General features: G+C 63.0%; 24 protein-coding genes and 1 pseudogene. 19 read left to right on the forward strand and 6 right to left on the reverse strand.

The genetic code is table 11. From position 1 onward, the window contains the following. The first annotated feature begins 51 nt into the window (after window positions 1-51). A complete protein-coding gene (locus ACYG9R_RS13320) occupies window positions 52-495 on the forward strand; it encodes an Lrp/AsnC family transcriptional regulator (protein WP_031199504.1) in 444 nt (147 codons plus the stop codon). On the opposite strand, the gene ACYG9R_RS13325 is transcribed toward ACYG9R_RS13320, so the two are convergent. Next, on the reverse strand, window positions 452-949 hold the full coding sequence (locus ACYG9R_RS13325; RefSeq protein ID WP_023824263.1) for a GNAT family N-acetyltransferase: 498 nt from the start codon (window positions 947-949) through the stop codon (window positions 452-454). The two genes, ACYG9R_RS13320 and ACYG9R_RS13325, sit on opposite strands and share 44 nt — an antisense overlap. Before the next feature lie 229 nt (window positions 950-1,178). On the opposite strand from ACYG9R_RS13325, the gene ACYG9R_RS13330 reads away from it, so the two are divergent. After that, the gene (locus ACYG9R_RS13330; RefSeq protein WP_023668765.1) at window positions 1,179-1,949 is read left to right on the forward strand and encodes a sulfite exporter TauE/SafE family protein; all 771 of its coding nucleotides are present in this window, start codon (window positions 1,179-1,181) and stop codon (window positions 1,947-1,949) included. A gap of 7 nt (window positions 1,950-1,956) precedes the next feature. On the opposite strand, the gene ACYG9R_RS13335 is transcribed toward ACYG9R_RS13330, so the two are convergent. Then, a complete protein-coding gene (locus ACYG9R_RS13335; protein WP_023824262.1) occupies window positions 1,957-2,508 on the reverse strand; it encodes a DUF2269 family protein in 552 nt (183 codons plus the stop codon). A gap of 311 nt (window positions 2,509-2,819) precedes the next feature. Between ACYG9R_RS13335 and ACYG9R_RS13340 the strand changes: the two genes are divergently transcribed. The 6 genes and pseudogenes from ACYG9R_RS13340 (at window position 2,820) to ACYG9R_RS13365 (ending at window position 7,441) form a co-directional block, all read left to right on the forward strand. Then, window positions 2,820-3,200: a hypothetical protein gene (locus ACYG9R_RS13340; RefSeq protein ID WP_023824261.1), complete on the forward strand. Its 381-nt coding sequence runs from the start codon at window positions 2,820-2,822 to the stop codon at window positions 3,198-3,200. A 385-nt stretch (window positions 3,201-3,585) separates the two neighbouring features. Continuing rightward, entirely contained in the window at window positions 3,586-4,116 is a 531-nt protein-coding gene (rcdA, locus tag ACYG9R_RS13345; protein ID WP_023824260.1) for a protease adaptor protein RcdA, read from the forward strand. Between the two features lie 67 nt (window positions 4,117-4,183). Then, on the forward strand, window positions 4,184-4,690 hold the full coding sequence (gene ruvC, locus ACYG9R_RS13350) for a crossover junction endodeoxyribonuclease RuvC (protein ID WP_023688957.1): 507 nt from the start codon (window positions 4,184-4,186) through the stop codon (window positions 4,688-4,690). A gap of 10 nt (window positions 4,691-4,700) precedes the next feature. Continuing rightward, window positions 4,701-5,321 (forward strand): Holliday junction branch migration protein RuvA, encoded by a 621-nt coding sequence (gene ruvA, locus ACYG9R_RS13355; RefSeq protein WP_023684176.1) that lies wholly within the window; start codon window positions 4,701-4,703, stop codon window positions 5,319-5,321. A 43-nt stretch (window positions 5,322-5,364) separates the two neighbouring features. Beyond that, window positions 5,365-6,402, forward strand: a complete 1,038-nt coding sequence (gene ruvB, locus ACYG9R_RS13360; protein WP_023688958.1) for a Holliday junction branch migration DNA helicase RuvB — start codon at window positions 5,365-5,367, stop codon at window positions 6,400-6,402. Between the two features lie 136 nt (window positions 6,403-6,538). Further along, window positions 6,539-7,441: pseudogene (locus ACYG9R_RS13365) on the forward strand (metallophosphoesterase). Between the two features lie 144 nt (window positions 7,442-7,585). On the opposite strand, the gene ACYG9R_RS13370 reads toward ACYG9R_RS13365, so the two are convergent. After that, the gene (locus ACYG9R_RS13370) at window positions 7,586-8,836 is read right to left on the reverse strand and encodes a glycoside hydrolase family 5 protein (protein WP_023684178.1); all 1,251 of its coding nucleotides are present in this window, start codon (window positions 8,834-8,836) and stop codon (window positions 7,586-7,588) included. A 65-nt stretch (window positions 8,837-8,901) separates the two neighbouring features. On the opposite strand from ACYG9R_RS13370, the gene ybgC reads away from it, so the two are divergent. The 9 genes from ybgC (at window position 8,902) to ftsH (ending at window position 18,912) form a co-directional block, all read left to right on the forward strand. Next, window positions 8,902-9,372: a tol-pal system-associated acyl-CoA thioesterase gene (gene ybgC / locus ACYG9R_RS13375; RefSeq protein ID WP_023824259.1), complete on the forward strand. Its 471-nt coding sequence runs from the start codon at window positions 8,902-8,904 to the stop codon at window positions 9,370-9,372. Window positions 9,373-9,684: 312 nt separating this feature from the next. Further along, on the forward strand, window positions 9,685-10,395 hold the full coding sequence (gene tolQ / locus ACYG9R_RS13380; protein WP_023673844.1) for a protein TolQ: 711 nt from the start codon (window positions 9,685-9,687) through the stop codon (window positions 10,393-10,395). A 9-nt stretch (window positions 10,396-10,404) separates the two neighbouring features. Then, window positions 10,405-10,857, forward strand: coding sequence for a protein TolR (tolR, locus tag ACYG9R_RS13385; protein WP_023673843.1), 453 nt, complete (start codon window positions 10,405-10,407; stop codon window positions 10,855-10,857). Between the two features lie 7 nt (window positions 10,858-10,864). Continuing rightward, a complete protein-coding gene (locus ACYG9R_RS13390; protein WP_023699374.1) occupies window positions 10,865-12,022 on the forward strand; it encodes an energy transducer TonB family protein in 1,158 nt (385 codons plus the stop codon). 38 nt (window positions 12,023-12,060) lie between these two features. Continuing rightward, window positions 12,061-13,365 (forward strand): Tol-Pal system beta propeller repeat protein TolB, encoded by a 1,305-nt coding sequence (gene tolB / locus ACYG9R_RS13395; RefSeq protein WP_460221829.1) that lies wholly within the window; start codon window positions 12,061-12,063, stop codon window positions 13,363-13,365. 259 nt (window positions 13,366-13,624) lie between these two features. Beyond that, the gene (gene pal, locus ACYG9R_RS13400; protein ID WP_023684182.1) at window positions 13,625-14,131 is read left to right on the forward strand and encodes a peptidoglycan-associated lipoprotein Pal; all 507 of its coding nucleotides are present in this window, start codon (window positions 13,625-13,627) and stop codon (window positions 14,129-14,131) included. A 211-nt stretch (window positions 14,132-14,342) separates the two neighbouring features. Next, a complete protein-coding gene (gene ybgF / locus ACYG9R_RS13405; protein WP_023733018.1) occupies window positions 14,343-15,425 on the forward strand; it encodes a tol-pal system protein YbgF in 1,083 nt (360 codons plus the stop codon). A gap of 51 nt (window positions 15,426-15,476) precedes the next feature. Beyond that, on the forward strand, window positions 15,477-16,883 hold the full coding sequence (gene tilS / locus ACYG9R_RS13410; protein ID WP_023824258.1) for a tRNA lysidine(34) synthetase TilS: 1,407 nt from the start codon (window positions 15,477-15,479) through the stop codon (window positions 16,881-16,883). A gap of 103 nt (window positions 16,884-16,986) precedes the next feature. Next, window positions 16,987-18,912 carry an ATP-dependent zinc metalloprotease FtsH gene (ftsH, locus tag ACYG9R_RS13415; protein WP_023673598.1) on the forward strand — a complete coding sequence of 642 codons (1,926 nt, stop codon included), beginning with the start codon at window positions 16,987-16,989 and terminating at the stop codon, window positions 18,910-18,912. Window positions 18,913-18,978: 66 nt separating this feature from the next. Here the strand turns inward: ftsH and ACYG9R_RS13420 are convergent, their stop codons facing one another. Further along, window positions 18,979-19,347: a winged helix-turn-helix transcriptional regulator gene (locus ACYG9R_RS13420; RefSeq protein WP_023824257.1), complete on the reverse strand. Its 369-nt coding sequence runs from the start codon at window positions 19,345-19,347 to the stop codon at window positions 18,979-18,981. Window positions 19,348-19,532: 185 nt separating this feature from the next. Between ACYG9R_RS13420 and ACYG9R_RS13425 the strand changes: the two genes are divergently transcribed. Continuing rightward, window positions 19,533-20,297, forward strand: coding sequence for an SDR family oxidoreductase (locus ACYG9R_RS13425; RefSeq protein WP_023726186.1), 765 nt, complete (start codon window positions 19,533-19,535; stop codon window positions 20,295-20,297). Window positions 20,298-20,325: 28 nt separating this feature from the next. Continuing rightward, the gene (locus ACYG9R_RS13430) at window positions 20,326-21,201 is read left to right on the forward strand and encodes an NAD(P)-dependent oxidoreductase (RefSeq protein WP_023726187.1); all 876 of its coding nucleotides are present in this window, start codon (window positions 20,326-20,328) and stop codon (window positions 21,199-21,201) included. 73 nt (window positions 21,202-21,274) lie between these two features. Here the strand turns inward: ACYG9R_RS13430 and ACYG9R_RS13435 are convergent, their stop codons facing one another. Both ACYG9R_RS13435 and ACYG9R_RS13440 read right to left on the reverse strand, forming a co-directional pair. Beyond that, window positions 21,275-21,727, reverse strand: coding sequence for a hypothetical protein (locus tag ACYG9R_RS13435; protein ID WP_023726188.1), 453 nt, complete (start codon window positions 21,725-21,727; stop codon window positions 21,275-21,277). 239 nt (window positions 21,728-21,966) lie between these two features. Further along, window positions 21,967-22,971 (reverse strand): hypothetical protein, encoded by a 1,005-nt coding sequence (locus ACYG9R_RS13440; protein ID WP_023755560.1) that lies wholly within the window; start codon window positions 22,969-22,971, stop codon window positions 21,967-21,969. Window positions 22,972-23,249 lie beyond the last annotated feature (278 nt).

Raw genomic sequence — 23,249 nt, forward strand, 5'->3', positions numbered from 1 at the left:
AGGGGGGCAGGACCTTATTCAATAAGGTGCGCGCAGCCCTTTTGCGAGGAGATGATAAAGTTGGACGAGTTGGACAGAAAGCTTCTCGACATCCTGATCCTGGATTCGCGGACTTCGTTGAAGGATCTGGCGCAGCAGGTCGGGCTGTCGTCGCCGAGCGTCTCGGAACGGCTGCGGCGGCTCGAGGAACGCGGCGTCATCCGCGCCTTCACCATCGAGATCGACCCGGAGGCGCTGGGGTTTCCGCTGCAGGCGATCGTGCGGGTGCGGCCACTGCCGGGCAAGCTGCATATCGTCCAGAAGCTGATCGAGGAGATCCCGGAATTCGGCGAATGCGACAAGGTCACTGGCGACGACTGTTTCGTGGCCCGGCTCTACGTGCGCTCCATCGGCGAGCTCGACAAGCTTCTCGACCGCATCGCCGACAAGGCGGAGACCAGCACCGCCATCATCAAGGCGCAGCCGATCCGGCGCCGTCCGCCGCCACTGAATTAAGCTCCAGCTTGTAGCCGATGTGGCTGGCCTTGAAGCCGAGCCGGTCATAGAAGCGATGCGCGTCCTGGCGGCTCTTGTTGGTGGTCAGCTGGACAATCTTGCAGCCGCGTTCACGGCACTGTTCGACCGCCCATTCCAGCAGACGCTGTCCCAGCCGTTCGCCGCGGCGGTCTGCGACGACGCGCACAGCCTCGATCTGGCCGCGCAAGGCGCCCTGCAGCGACAGCCCGGCGAGATAGCTGATCTGCAACGTGCCGATGACGCGGCCGCTATCCGTCATCACGGCAAGAAACTGGTTGGGGTCGGCGTCGATGGCGGCAAAGGCGTCGCGATAGGCCTTGGCGAGTGGCTCGGTCGCATCCTCGCGGCTGCGGCCAAGCGGATCGTCGGCGAGCATGGCTACGATGGCAGGCAGGTCGGCCGCTTCGGCGCGGCGGATGTGGGGTTCGCTCATTGTCAAAAACCTGGGGTCAAAAACCTGGGGTCAAAACCTGGGGCCAAAACCTGGGGTCAAAACCTGATGCATCGGACGGCGCCCTTATGCATCGGCGGCGATCTTGCCGTAAATCCGGAACCGTCGCTTTACGCACAGTTGATCGACACGGCCGGCATTTTCCCGGTCGCGGCGCAAGGGTTTCTGGGCTATTGCAGGGCAACCGTCTTCCCTCCAGCATTTCCAGTTCATGTCAGGTCTGCTCGCCGATCCGTGGTTTTATGCCGCCGCCATTCCGGCGGTGATACTTGTCGGGCTGTCGAAAGGCGGCTTCGGCGGCGCTGTCGGCTTCGTTGGCGTGCCTTTGATGGCGCTGGCCATGCCGCCGGTGCAGGCGGCGGCCATCCTGCTGCCGATCCTGTGCCTGATGGACATCGTTTCGGTGTGGACGTGGTGGGGTGTGTATGACAGAAAGATGCTGGTCGACATGATGCCGGGCGCGGTGATCGGCATTGGGCTCGGCTGGCTGACGGCAGCGCTCGTAACCGAAGAGATGGTGCGGCTGATCGTCGGCGCTGTCGCGCTGATCTTCGTGCTGCGCTGGCTCTATCTCCAGTTCCGCCACGGTTCCGACCATGCGGCGGCGCCCAACCGCATCGCCGCCGCCTTCTGGGGCACCGTCGCCGGCTTCACCAGCTTCGTCGCCCATGTCGGCGGGCCCCCCTTCCAGGTCTATGCGCTGCCGATCCGGCTCGATCCGAAGGTGCTGTCGGGGACATCGGCGATCTTCTTTGCCGCCACCAACGCGCTGAAGCTGATCCCCTACTTCGCGCTTGGCCAGTTCGACACCGCCAACCTGACGGCGTCGGCCGTGCTGATGCCGCTGGCGCCGCTGGCCACCATCGCCGGCGCCTGGCTGGTGCGGCGCATGCGGCCGGAGATTTTTTATCCCTTCACCTACGCGACCGTGGCCGTGGTCGCGGTCAAGCTGCTTTGGGACGGGATCGCCGGCCTGCTCTAAATCCCGCTCAGGCGGCTGCCGGTTTGGTTCGCGGGGCGCTCGCAAAGGTCAGCGATGCACCACCCATGACCACGACCGCCATTGCGCCGAGAGTGGCGATATCGTGCGCGGTCGGCTTCAGCACCATGTCGGCGACGACGACGATCATGATGACGAAATCGAACTTGACGATCCGTATCATGCGGCGCCCAAACGCTATGGCAGCCGGGGTCATGCCGTCCGCGGCAAGCATTGTGGCAAGCTTTTCGAACGAAGGCTTGAGCACGAGGATACCGGTCAGAAACGCGGCGGCGTAGCCGCAAAGGCCGATGACGACCCAAAGGTCGGAGAAGCCGGTCCATAGCGAAGTCAGCACCAGACCAGAAGCCAGGGTCGCGATAGACGCCGGCACGAACAGACGCAAGCCGAGTTTGTCCGTCGTTCTCAGCATGACCATCAGCGTCTCGTCGTCGCCGGCGCGATCGGCGAGTATCGAAACCAGCAGCATGGCGAAACCGCCGCCGAGCCAGAGGATCGCTGCCATGACATGCAGGAATTTGAAGAGAGAATACCAGTCCATTGCCGCTCCTTGTGCATCGTTCCGGGGGTAAACGCTGCTATCGCGCGTCTGCTTCCGAAGGAGGGCGGATTATCTCCGTACATGTATCCAGAAGATGCCGCGTGGGTGCCGGCTTGTTGCGGTGGCGCCGTCGCCGGATTTTACCGCCAGCCCGCACAATACCCGGCATTTGCCGGATAGACGCCGTGTCGGCATTGGCTGGTTTCGCGGCATGATCCTGAAACCTGCGGGGACTAAGCCGCTCGCGACCGACGCTCCATTTTGGCCGCGCGCGGTCGGACCAAGTCTGCAACAACCAACGAGGGTATCCCATGCAAGGCGTAGCACGAAATTTCTTCACCCTGGCCGTCTTCTATTCCCTGTGCGGCATGGCGCTCGGCCTGCATATGGCGATCTCCAATGACCATGGGCAGATGCCGACCCACGCGCACACCATGGTGGCGGGCTGGCTGATGTCGGCGGTGTTTGCCTTCTTCTACCACCTGTTTCCAGCGGTCGGGCAAAAGACGATTGCCGTCGTGCATTTCTGGCTGACGGCAATCTGCGGCATCGCACTGATGATTGGGCTTTACTTTGAACTTGCCGGCCATCCGGAGATCGAGCCGGTGCTGGCTTCCTCCTCGATGGGGTTTTATGCGGCAATGCTGCTGTTCGCCTTCATTTCCTTGCCGGCTGTGTGGAAGAAGGCATGAACAAGCCGACGATCAGGCTTAGGGCACCGTTGTGCTGATACGGCACAGAAGGGCAGCGGTCGATCAAGAAATATCCGCGCCGTTAAGGGTTCATTAAGCTTTACAGGTGTTTACTATGTCCGTCCAGTGATCTGGATTCTTACCGAGTGGTTGGAGCCACTTCGTTTGACGCCTCCCTGTTAAACTCCTGAGAGCCGCCTTATCCGCGGCTCTTTTTTTGTCTGCTTTTGGTCCGCTTGGCGCCCCTGCGCAGGCGTTAACCGTTTGTTAAACATGTGCTTGCCTTCGCCGGCGGCGAAGCGCATTTTCAAGCTTCAGTCATCTAGGGTGCCGGCGTGACGGCGAGAAGCCGAATCAGCCGACGGGGCAGTGCAGGGGCGTATCGATGAACGAGCCTTCGAAGGGCATCGCGAAAACCATCAAGCTGGCGGAACGCCGGGTTTTCTCCCAATCCTTCAAACCGCTCTACCAGGAAGGCATGGGCCTGGTCGAACAGGCAGCCGAGTATCTTGACGGCAAGGGCCGGGCCGAGGCCAAGAAGCTGTCCAGGCTGGCGGCGACGCTCTATGCGGCCGAATCGATGCGGCTGACCACAAGGTTGATGCAAGTCGCCTCCTGGCTGCTTTTGCAGCGGGCGGCAAATTCCGGCGAGATGACCCGCGACCAGGTCGCCTCGGAAAAATCCAAGGTGCGTCTCGACACCGCCTCGGCGCATGACGAAGCGGTCGGCTGGGGCGAACTGCCGAAGGATTTCCTCGACCTCGTCACCCGCTCGCTGCGCCTGCAGGCGCTGGTGCGCCGCATGGACGAAGAGATCTATGGCGGCGCGTTTGCCGAGACGCCGGTAACAGGCCGCCGCGCCAATCCGGTTTCCGACCAGATCACGCTGCTGAATACGGCTTTCGCTCGAGGTTAAACGCTTCCCGTTTCCGGTTTGTTCACATTTCCCTGACATCGCTGTGCGCCGGAGGTAGACTTCGCGCATGAGGGAAGCGATTCGCATTATCGGTATCGATCCGGGGCTGAGGCGCACCGGATGGGGCATCGTCGAGAGCCTCGGCAACTCGCTGCGCTTTATCAGTTCCGGCACTGTACGCTCCGACGACAAGGCGGCGCTGGCGACACGGCTCTGCCAATTGCATGACGGGCTGGCCGAGATCCTGCATGCGGCCATGCCGCAGGAAGCGGCCGTCGAGCAAACCTTCGTCAACAAGGATGCGGTGGCGACACTGAAGCTCGGCCAGGCGCGCGGCATAGCCATGCTGGTGCCGGCGCTCGCCGGCCTTGTCGTCGCCGAATATGCCCCCAATGCCGTCAAAAAGGCGGTGATCGGCGTTGGCCATGGCGACAAGAAGCAAATCCACATGATGGTCAAGGTGCTGTTGCCGAAAGCCGTTTTCGACACCGAACATGCCGCCGACGCGCTAGCTATCGCCATCTGCCACGCGCATCACCGGCAAAGCGTCGCCTACAGGATGGCGCTGGCATGAGGGATCACGCATGATCGGCAAATTGAAAGGCACGCTGGACGAGATCGACGAGGATTTCTGCCTCGTCGATGTGCACGGCGTCGGCTATGTCGCCTATTGCTCGGCGCGCACGCTGGCCGCGCTGCCTTCGCCCGGCGAGGCGGTGGTGCTGTTCATCGAGACCTATGTGCGCGAGGACATGATCCGGCTCTACGGTTTCCAATCGGTGCTTGAGCGCGAATGGTTCCGGCTGTTGATGAGCAATGTGCAAGGCGTCGGCGCCAAGGTGGCGCTGGCCATCCTGTCGACGCTGGCGCCGGCCGACCTCGCCAATGCGATCGCGCTGCGCGACATCGCCATGGTCAGCCGCGCGCCCGGCGTCGGCAAGAAGGTGGCCGAGCGCATCGTCACCGAATTGAAGAACAAGGCGCCGGCCTATGCCGGAACCGCCTCCGGCGCCATCGGCCTGAAGCAGGAACTCGGGGAAGGCGTGGCGCCGGCGCCCATCACCGACGCCGTCTCGGCGCTGGTTAATCTCGGCTATTCGCGCGACACCGCAGCCAATGCTGTCGCGGCGGCGCTGAAGACGGCCGGCGAGGACGCCGATGCCTCGAAGCTCATTCGTTTCGGGCTGAAGGAACTGGCGCGGTGAGTGATTGCTTGTCCGGTCCTTTGCCCTGTGCGAGGAAGGCCGCATGAGCCTTTCACCCCGCCTCATTGCCCCGGAAAAGCGCGGCGAGGATGCTGAGCAGACCTTGCGGCCGCAGACGCTCGCCGATTTCGTCGGCCAGGCCGCGGTGCGGGCCAACCTCAAAGTCTTCATCGAGGCCGCCAAGGGCCGCAGCGAGGCGCTTGACCATGTGCTGTTCGTCGGGCCGCCGGGGCTTGGCAAGACAACGCTGGCGCAGATCATGGCGCGCGAGCTCGGCGTCAATTTCCGCTCGACCTCCGGTCCGGTGATCGCCAAGGCCGGCGATCTCGCCGCACTTCTCACCAATCTGGAAGACCGCGATGTACTGTTCATCGACGAGATCCACCGGCTCAATCCGGCAGTCGAGGAAATCCTCTATCCGGCGATGGAGGATTTCCAGCTCGACCTGATCATCGGCGAAGGTCCGGCGGCACGCTCGGTCAAGATCGATCTTGCCCGCTTCACGCTCGTCGCCGCCACCACCAGGCTCGGCCTTTTGACCAACCCGCTGCGCGACCGTTTCGGCATTCCGGTGCGGCTCAATTTCTATTCTGTCGAGGAACTGGAGCAGATCGTGCGGCGCGGCGCCCGCATCCTGCAAATGCCGCTTGGCGACGATGGCGCGCTGGAGATCGCACGTCGCGCCCGCGGCACGCCGCGCATCGCCGGCCGGCTGCTGCGCCGGGTGCGCGACTTCGCCTCCGTTGCCGGCGACGGTCACGTCGACAAGCAGGTTGCCGACGAAGCCCTGACGCGGCTGGAGGTCGACGCGCTCGGCCTCGACGCGCTCGACCGCCGCTATCTCTCGATGATCGCGCGCAATTTCGGTGGTGGGCCGGTCGGCATCGAAACCATCGCCGCCGGCCTGTCCGAGCCGCGCGACGCCATCGAGGACATTATCGAGCCCTATCTGATCCAGCAGGGTTTCATCCAACGCACGCCACGCGGCCGCGTGCTGACCGCCAATGCCTGGCGCCATCTCGGCCTCGACGCACCGAAGGATCTGGCGCAGCAGCAGATCAACCTGTTCCAGGAAGAGTAACGGAGATTTGTCCTCCGGAACGGGCTGTCTGCGCAGAATTTCCTCAAGCCTGCCAGCGTGAAGGCGCATTCCTGGATGCTATCGGGCGTCGTAGTGTCGGCGCGAACTGCTCCGATCAAGCGTCGGAGCCAGAAAAGTGATCACCAGACGCGGGTTCCTGAAATTCGTCGGGGGTTCGTTCCTCTCGCTGGCGTCGCTCAGTGCCTATGCGGTCGGCATCGAGCCGATGCTGTTGACCCATGTGAAGCGCTACCGGCTGACGCCGCCGCATTGGCCGGCGGGCTTGAAGCTGCGCGTTGTAGCACTTGCCGATATTCACGCCTGCCGCCCCTGGATGACGCCTGAGCGGATCGCTTCGCTCGTCGAGGGTGCGAACGTGCTGCAGCCCGATCTGATCGTACTGCTCGGCGACTATATCTCAGGCATGTCCCTGGTGACGAACCGGGTGGAGGCCCATGAATGGGCGCCGGCCTTGTCAGGACTGAAGGCGCCGCTTGGTGTCCTGTCGATCCTCGGCAATCACGACTGGTGGCACGATCCTTTCGCGCAGCAGGCCGGAGCGGGGCCGACTGTGGCGCGCAAGGCATTGGAGGAAGCCGGCATCTCGGTTCTGGAGAACGACGCTGTGCGTCTGGAAAAGAATGGATACGGCTTCTGGATCGCCGGACTCGCCGACCAGCTGGCCCTGTTACCGAACAAGGCCGCAGGCCGCGACAAATTTGAAGGCCTCGACGATCTCGACGGCACGCTGGCCAAGATCACCGACTAGGCACCGATCATCCTGCTTGCGCATGAGCCTGACATTTTCCCGAAAGTGCCGTGGCGGGTTTCGCTGACGCTGTCGGGCCACACACATGGCGGGCAGGTCAGGCTGTTCGGCTATTCACCGGTGGTGCCGTCCCGCTTCGGCAACCGCTTTGCCTATGGCCATGTCGTCGAGAATGACCGCAATTTGATCGTGTCAGGCGGGCTCGGCTTCAGCATCGCGCCGGTGCGCTTTGGCATGCGGCCGGAGATCCTACAGATCGACCTCGGTTAGAGCATGCCGGTATTCAGGTGATGCCGGCCTGCAAATGAGGTGTTCCTGCGCTTCCGGTAGTCACGGACCAAAGTCCGCTCCGTTCCGGTTCTCGGACCCCTCATTTCCGACTCGGCCTGATCTGGATCTCGACATGCCCTAGGGCTAATGGAGCGAGCGGATTGCATCCATCACGGCGGGTTCGGCCTTTTCGCCGTTGAAGGCATCGACGATGCCGAAGGCGCCGCCAAAACTCCACACCGACCATGAGAAGCCATGCGCCTCGGCGCGCGCGATCATGTCCTTGACATAGGCGGCGCGGTATTTGGGCGGCATCACATAGGGGTTGCCATACTCCTGGCGGATCATGCCGAACTCGCCCAGCGTGATGTTTTCCGGCTTGATGGCGTTGGCCTTTGCCCAGGCCTCGACCTTTTCAAACGGCGCATCCATGACGCCGAGCAGCTTTTCGTCCGTGTCCATGCTGGCGGCTTGTTCATCGAGATAGGCGAGCAGGCCGTTCCGTTTGGTCCATGGCGCCTCGGCTTTTATCTTGGCGCGGATCGCATCCAGCGTCGCATCGAGCTCGGCGCGCGGCACCGCGGTCAGCGGATAGGGCAGCCCGGTAACATAAAGAATGAAATCGCCGGCCCAGGTCGCGCCCTGATGCGTCAGCAGGAACGGGTCGTAGGAGTGGAAGGTCCAGATGAGGTTGTCGTCGGGGATCGACTTTGGGTCGATCCTGACCAGCGAAGCCGCATTCGAATAACAGGCGCCGGTCAGGATCAGCGTCAGCCTGGTGGCCGAGGCGCGCGCGGCCGCGAACAGCTTTTGCTGACGCTCCGGCCACAGGCTGGTGCCATCGCTGTCGCAGTCGACGATAGGCTCGTTCATCGGCTCGAAAGCGACCTGCGCCGGGTCCTCAGTGGCAAGCGTGCGCGCCATTTTGCGGACGACCTCGACATAGGCGTCGAAGGTTGCGGGATCGTCCATCACCTGGCCCATGCCGATCTCGCGGCCGCCGCCGGCCGGGATCAGGTGCATGTCGACGATCACTTTCAGACCGGCCCGGTTGATCATGCGCGCCGAGTCCCGCACGCTGGCATAAAGGTCGTCACGCAGCGCCAGTGTCTGATCCGACATAAACGGCGAGGGATCGACCGGCATGCGCAGAAAGTCGAAACCGGCGGCCTTCAGCGCCTTGAGGTCACCCTCGTCGAGGAACTTGCGCCATTCCGGATAGGGCAGGATGGCTTGTCGGTCGTTCCATTTGTCTTCCCCGACCCAGGTCGTCCACTGGTCGAGGTTGAGGCCGCGCTTCATCGAAAAGCTCGCGGCCTGACCGGGAAGCGCAGACGCCGCCAGCACCAGCAGCGCTGCCATCAAGGTCTTGATCCTCGCCGTCAACAGTGCCATCCGGTTTGCTGCGCTGGTGATTTTGGCAAGACAGGTGCCCCGCCGGGGGCAAAAAGGAAAGCGCGATGGACGATCATGGTGAATCGGCGGCGCTTGCCGGCGGGCTTTCCGGAGCCTTGACGGAATTCGGCCATCGGCTGATGGCGCGGGTCTACTATGCCGACACCGACTTCTCCGGCGTCGTCTACCACGCGCGCTATCTCGAATTCTTCGAGCGCGGCCGCTCGGACTATCTCAGGCTGGCGGGCGTCCACCACACAGAACTTCAGGAAGGCAAGCACGGCGAACGGATCGTCTGGGTGGTGCGGCGGATGGAGATAGATTTCCGCTCGCCTGCCCGCATGGACGACATCCTGACCATCGACACATCAACGCAGGATATTTCCGGCGCCCGCATCGTCATGGCGCAGCAATTGAAACGCGGGACAGAGGTTCTGGTCGAAGCAAAGGTCGAGGCGGCGATCATCGGCGAGAACGGCCGGCCGAAGCGCTTTCCGAAAGAATGGATCGCGGCCTTTCTACCAGGAGCAAGCTGATATCCAGGCCTGCCGGCCGGCAACGAGCGGCCAATCGGCAGCGCATTCGATTGTGGATGGATGGCCCGCGTCGTGCCTTGGCGCGGCAATGCGCCGCGCCATATTTCCTAACCCATCCTTAACCATAACGGTTCATGAAGAGATCGGTGAAGATTGGAAGAATCCGCGCGCCTTCCTTTCACCAATATTTGCCCTGAAAAGGCCGCCAACGGTGCATTTTGGGGTTAATCCGGAAGCCAAGCGCGAACGGACCACAAGGGATGCCCATGGGCCAGCCGCCAGCGATGCCCGGAAAATCTTAAGGACTGAAGCATGGAAACTACCGCACTCGCCGATCCGGCAGCGCAATTGTCGATTTGGGCGCTGTTCACACAGGCCAGCTGGGTGGTCAAGCTGGTCATGATCGGTCTGCTCTGCGCCTCGGTCTGGACCTGGGCGATCATCGTCGACAAGCTGGTCAGCTATGCCCGCATGCGTCTGTCGCTCAATCGCTTCGAACAGGTGTTCTGGTCGGGGCAGTCGCTGGAAGAGCTCTATCGCACGCTTGCCGACCGCAAGACCACGGGCATGGGTGCGATCTTCGTTGCGGCCATGCGCGAATGGAAGAAGAGCTTCGAGAAGGGGGCCAAATCGCCGCTCGGCCTGCAGACCCGCATCGACAAGGCGATGGACCTGGCGTTGACGCGCGAGATGGAGAAGCTGGAGGGCCGTCTCGGCTTTCTCGCCACCACTGGTTCGGCCGCACCCTTCATCGGCCTGTTCGGCACCGTCATCGGCATCATGACCTCGTTCCAGGCGATTGCCGGTTCGAAGAACACCAGTCTCGCGGTTGTTGCACCCGGCATTGCCGAAGCGCTGCTGGCGACGGCCATCGGTCTTCTCGCCGCCATACCGGCGGTTATCGCCTACAACAAGCTGTCATCCGACGCGAACAAGATCGCGGTGCGGATGGAAGGGTTCTCGGATGAGTTCTCCGCCATACTCTCGCGCCAAATCGATGAAAAAGTAGCGCCTAAGGGCTGAGGTAAGAAGATGGGTATGTCGGTTGGCATGGCAGGACGCGGCGGGCGCGGACACAGGCGGCGCGGCCGCCACCATGCATTGATGTCGGAAATCAACGTCACGCCGATGGTCGACGTGATGCTGGTGCTCTTGATTATCTTCATGGTCGCCGCACCTATGTTGACGGTCGGAGTGCCGGTCGACCTGCCGGAGACGAAGGCCAAGGCTATGAACGCCGACACCCAGCCGATCACCGTTTCGATCGACGCGGCCGGCAAGATTTTCCTGCAGGAGACCGAAATCCCAAGGGAAGAGCTGGTCGCCAAACTGCAGGCGATTTCCAAGACCGGCTACGAAGAGCGCATCTTCATCCGCGGCGACAAGGCGACCAACTATGGGGCCGCGATGGAGGTCATGGCCCTCATCCAGGCCGCCGGCTACAAGAATATCGGCCTGATTTCACTGCAGCAACAGGATCAGTAGACGCACGATGAAGACCGGCCTCACCACATCGGTGATACTGCATACGGTGGCACTGGCTTTCGGCCTGTTCACCCTGTCGGCGCCGGCCGCGCTGCCGTCCACGGATGTGGAGTCGATAGCGGTCGACATCGTTCCCATGGAAGCCATTGCGCAGACGCTGCAGGGCGACAAGAAGGCGGTGATGCACGAAAAGCCGGCGCCGATGCCGACCAAGCGTCCCGACATCGTGCCAGATGCACAGAAAATCGGCGAGAACAGCGTTGATACCGACAAGCCGGTGACGGACGAGCCCAAGCCGAAGCCGGTGGAGAAAACAGCGACGGCTGCTCCGGCGCCGACCCCGACCGAAAAGCCGAAGACCGAGGACACGCCGAAGCCAAAGGAAGCGCCGAAGCCGACACCTGCGACGGAGGTGGCGCCGGAGCCGCAGCCGAAGGAAGAGGTCAAGCCCGAGCCGGTGAAGCAGGTTGAACCGAAGCCGACCCCGGTGAAGGAGCCTGCACCAACACCGCAGCCGGACACGACCGCCGCCATAGAGCCGAAGCCACGCGTGAAGCCCGATGCGGTCGCCGAAGCCATATCGGATCAGCAGCCTCTGGAAGAAGCGCAGCTTCCGACTTCCGCTCCTGCTCCCGAAGCACGGCCGAAGCCGCAGCCGGCGCAGGCCGAAAGCGCGAAGGCACCGGACCGCAAGGACGCTGACAAGCCAGTCAAGGAAGCCTCGTCGAAGCCGAAGTCGGATGACAAGCAGTTCAATGAGGCTGACATTAAGGCTTTGCTCGACAAGCAGAAGCCATCCGGCGGCGGCGCCAAGCGCTCGACCCAACAGGCATCGCTAGGCGGCGACAAGGATCAAGGCCAGAAGCTGTCGAAGTCCGAGCAAGGGGCATTGGAAGAACAACTCGGTGGCTGCTGGACCCTCCCGGTTGGGCTTGAGGGTTCTGAGGATTTCACCGTGGTGATCCGTTTCAGCCTGGATGCCTCCGGCAAGCTGGAGGGCCGTCCGACCGTCGAGAAGTCCAGCGGCAACCCCCAGTTCGACAGCAGCGCGGTTCGCGCTGTGCAGAAATGCGATGTCGCCGGCCTGCAGGTGCCCGCCGGAAAGCATGACATTTGGTCCGACGTTCGCGTCAACTTCGATCCCAGAGCGATGCTTGGCCTGTAGCCTGAGCACCCAGAAATCAGCAAGAGAAGCGAGAAGACATGAAATCCATCCTCAAGCCGCTCCTGATGGTCGCCGCGATGGCGATGGGCATGAACGCCGTCGTCACCTTGCCTGCTCGAGCAACCCTCGAGCTCAACGTCAACAAAGGCAATGTCGAACCGATGCCGATCGCCATCCCAGATTTCCAGGGAGGGCTCGGCGCGCAGATTTCCGAGATCGTCACCGCCGACCTGAAGCGCTCCGGTCTCTTCGCACCGATAGACAAGAACGCCTTCATCGAGAAGATCGCCAATCCGGATGCGCAGCCCCGTTTCGACGACTGGAAGGTGATCAATGCGCAGGCGCTGGTCACCGGCAGCGTGAGCAAGGAGGCGGACGGCCGAATCCGCGCCCAGTACCGACTATGGGATATTTTTGGCAACCAGCAGATAGCCGGGGAGCAGTTTTTCGCCAACGACGCAAATCAACGCCGTGTCGCCCACATCATCGCCGATGCGATCTATGAGAAGCTCACCGGCGAGAAGGGCTATTTCGACACACGCGTCGTCTTCATCGACGAATCCGGCGCCAAGAATGCGCGTAAGAAGCGGCTCGCCATCATGGACCAGGACGGCGCCAATGTGCGCTATCTCTCCGATGGCCGCTCGATCGTGCTGACGCCGCGTTTCTCGCCGAATCGGCAGGAAATCACTTACATGTCGTATGAAAGCGGCCAGCCGCGGGTCTATCTGCTGCAGATCGAGACCGGACAGCGCGAACTGGTCGGCAACTTTCCCGGCATGACCTTTGCGCCGCGCTTCTCGCCCGACGGCCAGAAGGTGATCATGAGCCTGCTGCGCGATGACGGCAATTCCAACATCTTCGCCATGGACCTGCGAAGCCGCTCGACCACCCGGCTGACCAACTCGACCGCCATCGACACCTCGCCCTCTTATTCGCCCGACGGCAGCAAGGTGGTATTCACTTCCGATCGTGGCGGCCGTGCGCAGATTTATGTGATGGGCGCCGACGGCTCGGGCCAGACCCGCATTTCGTTCGGCGACGGCGTCTATTCGACGCCGGTGTGGTCGCCGCGCGGCGACCTCGTCGCCTTCACCAAGCAGACCGGCGGCGAATTCCAGATCGGCGTCATGAAGACCGACGGTTCGGGCGAGCGCATCCTCTCCTCGGGCTTCCAGCAGGAGGGACCGACCTGGGCGCCCAACGGCCGCGTGCTGATGTTCTTCCGCGACTCCGCCGGCGGCCCAAAACTGGTCTCCGTCGATCTCACCGACCGCAACGAACAGTCGATCCCGACCGCGAATTTCGCGTCGGACCCCGCTTGGTCGCCGCTGCTGGAGTAACCAACTTTCGGCCTGGTCCGCTCGCTTCGTTGCAACTCGGCAACACTACCTTAAAAGCCCCGTTTTGGGGCTTTTTTCACGCCAAAGTCGCGTTTTGGCCGCATTTCCGCCTACGGTCCGCGACCATTGTGGCATCAGGTCATTTTGGCTGGGGACGGCGGCTGAAACCAAATTTTAACCGTGTTTCTTGAATGCCGGTTAACCCAAACGTGGTTACTGGGTGATCAACGAAGTCACTCGAATACGAAGGAGAGGCGGCATGGGCCGTATCGCAGCACTTACCAGAAACCCGGCGATGATCGCCCTGATCGCGATGCTCGCCATCACCGGTTGCGCCTCGAAGAAAACCCCGAACAACGCTGCCGATCTCGGTCTCAATGGCGCGGGTGCGGCAACGCCGGGCTCGGCGCAGGACTTCACCGTCAACATTGGCGACCGCATCTTCTTCGACACGGACTCGACCGCGATCCGCGCCGATGCGCAGACGACGCTGTCGCGCCAGGCGCAGTGGCTCAACCAGTACAAGCAGTACGCCATCGTCGTCGAAGGCCATGCCGACGAACGCGGCACGCGTGAATACAATCTGGCTCTCGGCGCCCGCCGCGCCGCCGCCACCCGCGACTTCCTGGTCGCCAGGGGCGTTTCGGCGAGCCGATTGAAGACGATTTCCTACGGCAAGGAACGTCCGGTCGCGGTCTGCGACGACATCTCCTGCTGGTCGCAGAATCGCCGCGCCGTCACCACGCTCTCCGGCGCCGGCTCCTGATGAGTAAGACGGCGGCCTTAGTCGCATAATTGCAACACCTCCATGCGAAAGGCGGCCTTGTGGCCGCCTTTTTCAGTTTCGGCCCCGGAAACAAACCCGGAAACAAAATTTGGCCGAAGTCTCCCCTCCTGCTAAGAGCCGAGGGCGTCGTGCCGGTCCCACTGTGATCGGAAGGCGCGAACAGGCTCACGATATTCACGGCGAGAGGCACATGCATTTCAGATCGGTCTTGAGCGGCACGCTTGCGCTGCTGCTCGTATCAGGCTTCGCGGCTTCTGCGAGCGGCACCGGACAACCCGCGGATAGCGGCTTTTCCTTCCATCTGCCGACGCTCGGCATTTTCGGCAAGAAGGAGAAGCCGGAGCAGCAACAGATCGCGCAGCAGCAGGACGGCACCGCCGCCGCGGGGCTGGAAGATCAGCTCCGGCAGATGAACGGCAAGCTCGAGGAACTCAACTTCCAGATCCTGCAGATGCAGGAGCAGATGCGCAAGCAGCAGGAAGACAACGAGTTCCGCTTCCAGCAGTTGGAAGGCGGCTCCAGCGGGCAGCCGCCGGCCCAGAAGAAATCGGAGGCCGCGCCGCAGGACGGTGGCGCGGGCACCGGCGTCGCCGAGGCCCCGGCAGACCAGGCGCCGGCCGATGCCGGCGCGCAGTCGGATGGCGGCCAGAGCGTCGGCGAGGTCATCGTCGAATCGCAGACCGGCGATCCCGGCAAGGTGATCAACGGCACGCCGCCCAAGACCTTCGGCACCATTACCGTCGACAAGAACGGCAATGTAATCGACGCCGGCGGCAACACGCAGGCAGCGGCGCCGGCGGAAGGTGCGGCTCCCGCCGCCGAGGCGCCGGCTGCCGGGGCTAAGACCGGCAAGTCGGACGGCACGGTGGTGGCGGCGCTGCCTGCCACCAACAACCCGGAAGAGATCTACCGCAACTCCTACCAGTTCATCCTGTCGGGCGACTACAGCACCGCCGAGCAGGGTTTTCGCGACCACATCGCCCGCTTCCCGAAGGACGCCAAGGCGGCGGACGCGCATTACTGGCTTGGCGAATCGCTGCTTGGCCAGCAGAAGTATCATGACGCTGCCGAGGTTTTCCTCTCCGCCAGCAAGGACTATCCGAAGGCCAAGAAGGCGCCTGACATGCTCCTGAAGCTTGGCGTGTCGCTGGTCGGCCTCAAGCAGAAGGATGTCGCCTGCGCCACCTTCGGCGAGATCGGCAAGCGCTATCCCGATATTTCGGCCGCGCTCAAGGAACGCGTCAAGCAGGAGAGGGCGCTGGCGGCGTGCTAGTCTTTGCCGTGTTGTCCCAGAACCGGGACCACTTTTGCGCGACATGCATTGATGCTCGATACCGAGCCTGACCTTTCGAATTTTTCGCAGATCGACTTTACCAACGGCGCGCTTGCGGCCGTGTCCGGCGGCAGCGACTCGACCGCCCTCCTTCTTCTCCTCAAGGCTCACCTCGACCGCAGCGCCCCGACAGCCCGGCTGCTGGCGGTGACGATCGACCACGGCCTGCGTCCGGAAGCAGCAGTCGAAGCGCGCAGCGTGGCAAAGCTTTGTGCCGAGCGCGGCATCGCGCACCGGACGCTCAACTGGTCCGGCGCCAAGCCGTCGGCCGGCCTGCCCGCGGCGGCGCGAGAGGCGCGCTACCGGTTGCTGGCCGAGGCAGCGCAGGCGCAAGGCATCGGTGTGATCGTGACCGGCCACACCGCCGACGACCAGGCCGAGACCGTCCTGATGCGAGTCGCGCGGAATGACGGGCGAGAGCTTGCAGGCCGAGGTCTCGCCGGCATGGCGCCGGCCACCCTCTATGACTGGCGGATCTGGATCGCGCGGCCGCTGCTCGGCGTACGGCGCGCGGCGTTGCGCGCCTTCCTGCAGCGCGAACATGTCGGCTGGGCGGAGGATCCGACCAACATCGACACGAATTTCGAACGCCCGCGCATCCGGGCCGTGCTCGGCGAAGACCGGAGCGGGCAGCGTTTTGCCGAGGCAATCGGCCTGGCTGGGCGGGCTGCCGGCGATCGCGAGGAACTCGGTCGCCGCGCCGCCGCCCTGATCGGTGAATTTGCCAGCCGGCCGGCGAGGGGTCTCATCCGTCTCGATCTCGGTTTGGCGGAAGCGGATGACACGCAAGCCGCGGTCTATGCGCTGCGTGTTCTGCTGGCGGTGACGGGCGGCACCGCCTTGTTGCCGGACCAGGCGCGCAGCGAAGCGCTGTTCGAGCAAATGCGGGCCGGTCGGCTTTGCGCCACATTGTCGCGGGCGGTCGTCGATATCAGGCGAAACGGCATCTTCCTGCGCCGTGAATCGCGCGACCTGCCGCGTCCCGCGCCGGTAGCTGGCACTCTGCTTTGGGACGGTCGCCGGCGGATCACGCCACACATCGAAGCCGGGGCGATCACATTGGACGACAGTCCGGGTGCATGGTTGATCGCGCCGCTTGGCGCCGCTGCCGCCGCCAAAACGCCGATTGCCGGGGATGGCGCGCCGCCAAGCCTTGTGCGCGCCGCCCTGGCTGCGGAACCGGCGCTGTGGCGCGGCGGCGAATGCCGTGGTTTTGCAGGGGATGTAGCGGCGGCGGCGGCAATCGCGGTCAGCCCCGCCGCTGCCCCCTTTGCCCGTTTCCTGCCTTGCTTCGATCTGGTGTTGGCGCAGCCCGTCGCCGAGTTGATCGGCGCACCGCCTGTTCCGGCTTGCCCTTTGGCCGCCACAGTGCCGGTTGATCATGGCGCGAAAGCTTAACCCAGACGTGCTGTTATGCTTGGCAAGGGGGGGCGCTCTCCCTATGTTAGGCGCAAGTTTCCTCTCATGACGCGTGTCCCAGCGGGCACCAACGGGACAATTGATGAATCCGAATTATCGCAATCTCGCGCTCTGGGCGATCATAGCGGTCCTGCTCATTGCTCTCTTCAATCTGTTCCAGACGCCGCAGACTCGCGGGGCCTCGACCGACGTTCCCTATTCGCAGTTCCTGCAAGAGGTCGCGGCCGGCCGGGTCAAGACGGTGGTCATCGCCGGCGCCCGCATCACGGGCACCTACGCCGACAACGCCAATGGCTTCCAGACCTATTCGCCTGGCGATCCGCAGCTGGTCTCGCGGCTGCAGGACAAGAACGTCACCATCAATGCGCGGCCTGAGTCGGACGGTTCCAACTCGCTGTTCAGCTATCTGATCTCCTACCTGCCGATGATCCTGATCCTTGGCGTGTGGATATTCTTCATGCGCCAGATGCAGTCCGGCTCCGGCCGCGCCATGGGTTTCGGCAAGTCGAAGGCCAAGCTTCTCACTGAGGCGCATGGCCGCGTCACCTTCCAGGATGTCGCCGGCGTCGACGAGGCCAAGGAAGATCTGGAAGAGATCGTCGAGTTCCTGCGCGATCCGCAGAAGTTCCAGCGCCTCGGCGGCAAGATCCCGCGCGGCGTGCTTCTGGTCGGACCTCCCGGCACCGGCAAGACGCTGCTCGCCCGCTCCGTCGCCGGCGAGGCCAATGTGCCGTTCTTTACCATTTCGGGTTCCGACTTCGTCGAGATGTTCGTCGGCGTCGGCGCAAGCCGTGTCCGCGACATGTTCGACCAGGCCAAGAAGAATGCTCCCTGCATCATCTTCATCGACGAAATCGACGCTGTCGGCCGCCATCGCGGCGCCGGCCTCGGCGGTGGCAATGATGAGCGCGAACAGACGCTGAACCAGCTGCTGGTCGAGATGGACGGCTTCGAGTCCAACGAGAGCATCATCCTGATCGCCGCCACCAACCGGCCCGACGTGCTCGACCCGGCGCTGCTGCGTCCGGGCCGTTTCGACCGCCAGGTGGTGGTGCCGAACCCCGACATCGTCGGCCGCGAGAAGATCCTCAAGGTGCATGTGCGCAACGTGCCGCTGGCGCCGAATGTCGACCTCAAGGTGATCGCACGCGGCACGCCGGGCTTCTCGGGCGCCGACCTGATGAACCTGGTCAATGAATCCGCTCTGATGGCGGCGCGCCGCAACAAGCGACTTGTCACCATGGCCGAGTTCGAGGACGCCAAAGACAAGATCATGATGGGCGCCGAGCGCCGCTCGTCGGCCATGACCCAGGCCGAAAAGGAACTCACGGCCTATCACGAGGCCGGCCACGCCATCCTGGCGCTCAACGTGCCGTCGGCCGATCCGCTGCACAAGGCGACCATCATCCCGCGCGGTCGCGCGCTCGGCATGGTCATGCAGCTGCCGGAAGGCGATCGCTATTCGATGAGCTACAAATACATGATCTCGCGGCTTGCCATCATGATGGGCGGCCGCGTCGCAGAGGAGTTCAAGTTCGGCAAGGAGAACATCACCTCCGGCGCCTCTTCGGACATCGAGCAGGCGACAAAGCTGGCGCGCGCCATGGTCACGCGCTGGGGCTTCTCCGACAAGCTCGGCCATGTCGCCTATGGCGACAACCAGGAAGAGGTTTTCCTCGGCCATTCGGTGGCGCGCACGCAGAACGTCTCGGAAGAGACCGCGCAGATCATCGACGCCGAAGTGCGCCGGCTGATCGACGAGGCCTATGTCACGGCCAAGTCCATTCTGACCAAGAAGAAGAAGGAATGGATCGCTCTGGCGCAGGGCCTGCTCGAATACGAGACGCTTTCGGGCGAAGAGATCAAGCAGCTGATCGCCGGGCAGAAGCCCGCGCGAGATTTGGGGGATGACACCCCCACAAGCCGCGGCTCGGCTGTGCCGAAGTCCGGCCGCCGCAAGAAGGGTCCCGAGCCCGAAGGCGGCATGGAGCCTCAGCCGTCGAGCTGAGCTGACATCACTTGATGCAAGAAAACGCCGCGGCTCAATCCGCGGCGTTTTGCTATTCAGGGTCTCTCAAATAGCATGCGGGACGGATGCATTTGCTTTGCCGGGGCGCACACCGTCAGTCCGGCCAGCATGTTGCTTGCCCCATCTGGCCAGCGGGATCAGGGCATTGTCCAGCTCGATGCCGAATTCGGTAATCGAGTATTCGACCCTCGGCGGCACCTCGGGAAAGATTTCGCGATGGACGATGCCGTCGGCCTCCATTTCGCGCAGCTGTTGGATCAGCATCTTTTCGCTGATGTCAGGCACCAGCCGCTTCAGCTCACCGAATCGTGCCGGCGCCTTGTGAATCTGCCAGAGCAGTAGCGCCTTCCATTTGCCGCTGATGACCTCCAGCGCCGGCCCCAATCCGCAACTATCTGTCTGTTTCTTTCCCATGTTTCATCCAATTCTGAGCAATCGGTGGGTAGCTTACATTTTTGTCGGTACTTGAGAAAAACCAAGCCGGTCCATAGCTTCAAACCAGCTCGCCGGCATCGGCGAACACCACAACATCATATCGGTACCTCGCTTCGACCTGCAAAGGCCGTCGGCGGCCGGATTTTGTCAAAAAGGGATGGATCATGACACGATACGCAAACAAGAAGGCCGTTGTCATCGGCGGGACGCACGGCATGGGGCTCGCCGTTGCCGAAGCCCTGATCGAAAGCGGCGCCGAGGTCCTGGTCACCGGCCGCGACCAGCGCAACATCGAGGCCGCGCGAGTCAAGCTGTTTTCGCGAGCTCATGTCGTGCGGTCCGATATCTCAGACATGGCCGATATCGTCACGCTCGGTGCCGAAGTGGGGCAGAAGCTTGGCCAGATCGACTTCCTTCACGTCAATGCCGGGGTGGCCAATCTCGAACCCGTCGAGCGGGTCACCGAGGACAGTTACGATCGCACCTTCGACATCAACACCAAAGGCGCTTTCTTCACCGCGCAGCGCCTGCTGCCCCTCATCAGGGATGGTGGCGCCATAGTCTTCACCTCGTCGATCGCCGACGAATCCGGCACTGGCGGCATGAGCGTCTATTCCGGATCGAAGGCGGCACTGCGCGCCTTCGCCAAGGTCCTGGCCGCCGAGCTTCTGCCGCGCCGGATCCGCGTGAATGTGGTCAGCCCTGGTTTCATCGATACGCCGACGATGGGTGTGGCCGACGCGTCGGCCGAGGAGCGGGCCGCCTTCATGGCGATCGGCGACGCGGTCACGCCGATGAGGCGCCACGGCACGATGGAGGAGGTGGCGCGCGCAGTGCTGTTCCTGGCGTTCGACGCGACCTTCACCACGGGCGCGCGGCTGACCGTGGACGGTGGCCTTGGCCAGGACCTGAGCCCGACACCGGCGTAACCGCGCAACCAAACCAAGGAGAAGCAGAATGAGCGACATAACAGTGATCGGTCTCGGCGCCATGGGCACGGCGCTTGCCGAAGCCTTTCTGAACCAGGGACATGCGGTGACGGTGTGGAACCGTTCTCCGGCAAGGGCTGAGGCTTTGGCAGCCAAGGGCGCCATTGTGGCCAAGAGTGTCGAGGAAGCCGTCAGATCGAGTCCACTGATCGTGGCGTGCCTGCTTGTCTATGACACCGTTCGTGAGGTGCTCGGCCCAAGCCGAGAGGCGCTGTCGGGCCGCACATTGGTCAATCTCACCAACGGCACGCCCGAGCAGGCGCGGGCGATGTCGGGCTGGGCGGTGAGCCAAGGCGCCAGCTATATCGACGGCGGCATCATGGCGGTGCCGCCGATGATCGGCGGGCCGCACGCACTGATTCTCTACAGCGGTTCGCGCCAGGCGTTCGATGCCTGTTCGGGGCAGCTCGGAGCGCTCGGCACCAGCAAATTCCTCGGTGAGGATGCTGGCCTCGCGCCGCTCTATGATATCTCGCTTCTGACCGGCATGTACGGCATGTTCGCGGGCGTTCTGCAGGCGTTGGCATTGACGGGCGCAGCAGGAATCCCGGCCGGCGAGTTCATGCCGCTGCTGGCCTCCTGGCTTCAGTCGATGCAAGGCCTGCTGCCGAAGTGGGCCGAACAGATCGACAGTGGCGATCACACCAGCAATGTCGTTTCCAATCTGGGCATGCAGGCTGATGCCTACGTCAATCTCATCGATGCCAGCAGGTCGGCTGATGTCAGCACCGAACTCGTCCTGCCGATGCAAAGCCTGATGAAGCGCGGGGTGGCTGCCGGCCAGGCCAATGCCGATCTTACAAGCCTGGTCGCACTGCTCCAGCTCTCGAAACAAGGCGCTTGACGGGGCAAGACCCGAGAGAAGGCCCGCCAACCTTGCGGTTGGGGGCCTTCGATCTTCAAACGCTGCTGGTCGATCAGCTCTTCAGCTTGGCGTTGCAGAGGCTGTAATAGCCGCCGCCCTTCTGGATCCAGCGAAGGCCGTTCAACGTACCCGCGTCCTTGTTGCCGTGGTAGCCCTGCAGGCAGGTCTTCATCCGCGCCTTCGAGGGCTTCTCGGTCTTGAATTCGGCGGCGAGGGTGGTCGGGAATGTCACGCCCGTCGGCGCTACAGCGGGGGCGATCCCCGCGCTGGCTTCCTTCTCCGGCTGCGGCTGGGTTTTGACCGCATCCGTACTGGCACTCTCCGCAGCTGACGTCGCGCATTTCTCGGTGCGGAAAGCGGTCCAATCCATGCCGTTCAGAGTGCCGCCTTCCTTGGCTGTGCGATAGGCCTCGCCGCATTCCTTCATCGTCAGTGCGCTTGCAGGGGCGACGCTCCAAGCAATCCATACCGTCACAGCGAATGCCGCCAATTTCAATCTGGACATAAGACCCTCCTGGTTGACAAAAGTTCGATGTCCTTTTGTATACCATTTGTTCTACATATGTTCAATTGGAATCTTGCGAACCACCGATATGTCTGGCGGTGGGCAGTGTGGGCGATAGATGATGCCGACAGCTTCCGCGGTATGTAGACGCGAGCAACTCCGGGTGTGTTCGAGCGCAACAAAAAGGCCCGCGCATGCTGCGATGCGCGGGCCTCTGTCTGGAGAATATGGCTACGCGATCAGCTCTTCAGCTTGGCATTGCAGAGGCTGTAGAAGCCGCCGCCCTTCTGGATCCAGCGCAGGCCATTCAGCGTGTTGGCATCCTTATTGGCGTAGTAGAGTTCGAGGCAGGTGTGCATGCGGCCCTTGGCCGGCGTCTCGCCGGCGTATTTCTTCGAGATCGCGGCCGGGAACTTCACGCCCTTGGGAGCGGTGACCGAGGGCTTCTCGGGCTCGCTGGTATAGGTCGCCTCGCTCGGAGCGGGCACGGTGTCGTCGTCATCTGCGCCTGCGCCGCATTCGGCCTTGCGGAAGTCGTTCCACTTCTTGCCGCCCAGAGTATTGGCAGACTTGGCAGCCTGGTACTTGGCGCTGCAATCGGCCATGCTCAGGCCCTTGCCGCTGCTGTCGGCAGCTGCCTTGGTGGTTGCCTTGGCGGGTGCTGCCGCGGCCGAGGCCCCGGCGGCGCATTCGGTCTTGCGGAAGTCGTTCCACTTTGCGCCATTGAGCGTACCGGCGGCCTTTGCCGCCTGGTACTTGGTGCTGCATTCCTTGGCCGTCAGGCCCTTGGCGCCATCGTCGGTTGTGGCTGCGGCCTTGGTCGTGGCCTTGGCGGGTTCTGCCGCGGCGGATGCGCCGGCGGCGCATTCGGTCTTGCGGAAGTCGTTCCACTTTGCGCCATTGAGCGTACCGGCGGCCTTGGCAGCCTGGTATTTAGCGCTGCATTCCTTGGCCGTCAGACCCTTGGCGCCGTCATCAGCAGCGGCGGCGGCCTTGGTCGTGTCCGTCTTGGCCGCAGCGGCCTTCTTGGCCGCCGGCTTTGCGGTCTCGGTGGTGGCCGCCGCGTCGGTGCCGCACTCGGCCTTCCGATACTGATTCCAGGTCTGCCCGTTCAGCGTGCCGGCGTCCTTGGCGGCATTATACTTGGTACTACACTGGGCCATGGTCAGCGCGCTGGCGGGCGCCGCCATGAACAAGGTTGCGACGGCAAGACCCGTCAAAGTTGCAAGTCGGTGGATGAGCATGGCGTTCTCCCGTTGCTGCGCCCATAGGTTGTACCTGTGTCAATCAATAGCTCTCAACGCTAGGCTGCGCCAGATGCTAAACGGCGTTCTCCCGATAAGGTGATGGACCCTTGCGATCTGCCGCTCCAACAGTCCGGCTTACCGGCCCAATCTGCGCAGTGTGGCCCAGTGTGAATGCTATATTGCGGCAACACCGTGTCATGATACGCTGCCAACGCTCCGAACAGCCTGCTACAATGATTTTCTAAGAATTGGTAATATACAATCACACAATGTGA

The organism is Mesorhizobium sp. RSR565B, assembly GCF_054719465.1.

What these genes read in the sequence shown, in the direction of transcription:
- ACYG9R_RS13330 (WP_023668765.1), top strand. Translation starts at nt 1,179, where the DNA reads ATGTCAGGTCTGCTCGCCGATCCGTGGTTTTATGCCGCCGCCATTCCG.
- tolR (WP_023673843.1), top strand. Translation starts at nt 10,405, where the DNA reads ATGGGTATGTCGGTTGGCATGGCAGGACGCGGCGGGCGCGGACACAGG.
- ftsH (WP_023673598.1), top strand. Translation starts at nt 16,987, where the DNA reads ATGAATCCGAATTATCGCAATCTCGCGCTCTGGGCGATCATAGCGGTC.
- ACYG9R_RS13390 (WP_023699374.1), top strand. Translation starts at nt 10,865, where the DNA reads ATGAAGACCGGCCTCACCACATCGGTGATACTGCATACGGTGGCACTG.
- ACYG9R_RS13435 (WP_023726188.1), bottom strand. Translation starts at nt 21,727, where the DNA reads ATGTCCAGATTGAAATTGGCGGCATTCGCTGTGACGGTATGGATTGCT.
- ruvC (WP_023688957.1), top strand. Translation starts at nt 4,184, where the DNA reads ATGAGGGAAGCGATTCGCATTATCGGTATCGATCCGGGGCTGAGGCGC.
- pal (WP_023684182.1), top strand. Translation starts at nt 13,625, where the DNA reads ATGGGCCGTATCGCAGCACTTACCAGAAACCCGGCGATGATCGCCCTG.
- tolB (WP_460221829.1), top strand. Translation starts at nt 12,061, where the DNA reads ATGAAATCCATCCTCAAGCCGCTCCTGATGGTCGCCGCGATGGCGATG.
- ybgC (WP_023824259.1), top strand. Translation starts at nt 8,902, where the DNA reads ATGGACGATCATGGTGAATCGGCGGCGCTTGCCGGCGGGCTTTCCGGA.
- ACYG9R_RS13325 (WP_023824263.1), bottom strand. Translation starts at nt 949, where the DNA reads ATGAGCGAACCCCACATCCGCCGCGCCGAAGCGGCCGACCTGCCTGCC.
- ACYG9R_RS13370 (WP_023684178.1), bottom strand. Translation starts at nt 8,836, where the DNA reads ATGGCACTGTTGACGGCGAGGATCAAGACCTTGATGGCAGCGCTGCTG.
- ruvA (WP_023684176.1), top strand. Translation starts at nt 4,701, where the DNA reads ATGATCGGCAAATTGAAAGGCACGCTGGACGAGATCGACGAGGATTTC.
- ACYG9R_RS13440 (WP_023755560.1), bottom strand. Translation starts at nt 22,971, where the DNA reads ATGCTCATCCACCGACTTGCAACTTTGACGGGTCTTGCCGTCGCAACC.
- ruvB (WP_023688958.1), top strand. Translation starts at nt 5,365, where the DNA reads ATGAGCCTTTCACCCCGCCTCATTGCCCCGGAAAAGCGCGGCGAGGAT.
- ACYG9R_RS13420 (WP_023824257.1), bottom strand. Translation starts at nt 19,347, where the DNA reads ATGGGAAAGAAACAGACAGATAGTTGCGGATTGGGGCCGGCGCTGGAG.
- ACYG9R_RS13335 (WP_023824262.1), bottom strand. Translation starts at nt 2,508, where the DNA reads ATGGACTGGTATTCTCTCTTCAAATTCCTGCATGTCATGGCAGCGATC.
- ybgF (WP_023733018.1), top strand. Translation starts at nt 14,343, where the DNA reads ATGCATTTCAGATCGGTCTTGAGCGGCACGCTTGCGCTGCTGCTCGTA.
- ACYG9R_RS13340 (WP_023824261.1), top strand. Translation starts at nt 2,820, where the DNA reads ATGCAAGGCGTAGCACGAAATTTCTTCACCCTGGCCGTCTTCTATTCC.
- ACYG9R_RS13425 (WP_023726186.1), top strand. Translation starts at nt 19,533, where the DNA reads ATGACACGATACGCAAACAAGAAGGCCGTTGTCATCGGCGGGACGCAC.
- rcdA (WP_023824260.1), top strand. Translation starts at nt 3,586, where the DNA reads ATGAACGAGCCTTCGAAGGGCATCGCGAAAACCATCAAGCTGGCGGAA.
- tolQ (WP_023673844.1), top strand. Translation starts at nt 9,685, where the DNA reads ATGGAAACTACCGCACTCGCCGATCCGGCAGCGCAATTGTCGATTTGG.
- ACYG9R_RS13430 (WP_023726187.1), top strand. Translation starts at nt 20,326, where the DNA reads ATGAGCGACATAACAGTGATCGGTCTCGGCGCCATGGGCACGGCGCTT.
- tilS (WP_023824258.1), top strand. Translation starts at nt 15,477, where the DNA reads ATGCTCGATACCGAGCCTGACCTTTCGAATTTTTCGCAGATCGACTTT.
- ACYG9R_RS13320 (WP_031199504.1), top strand. Translation starts at nt 52, where the DNA reads ATGATAAAGTTGGACGAGTTGGACAGAAAGCTTCTCGACATCCTGATC.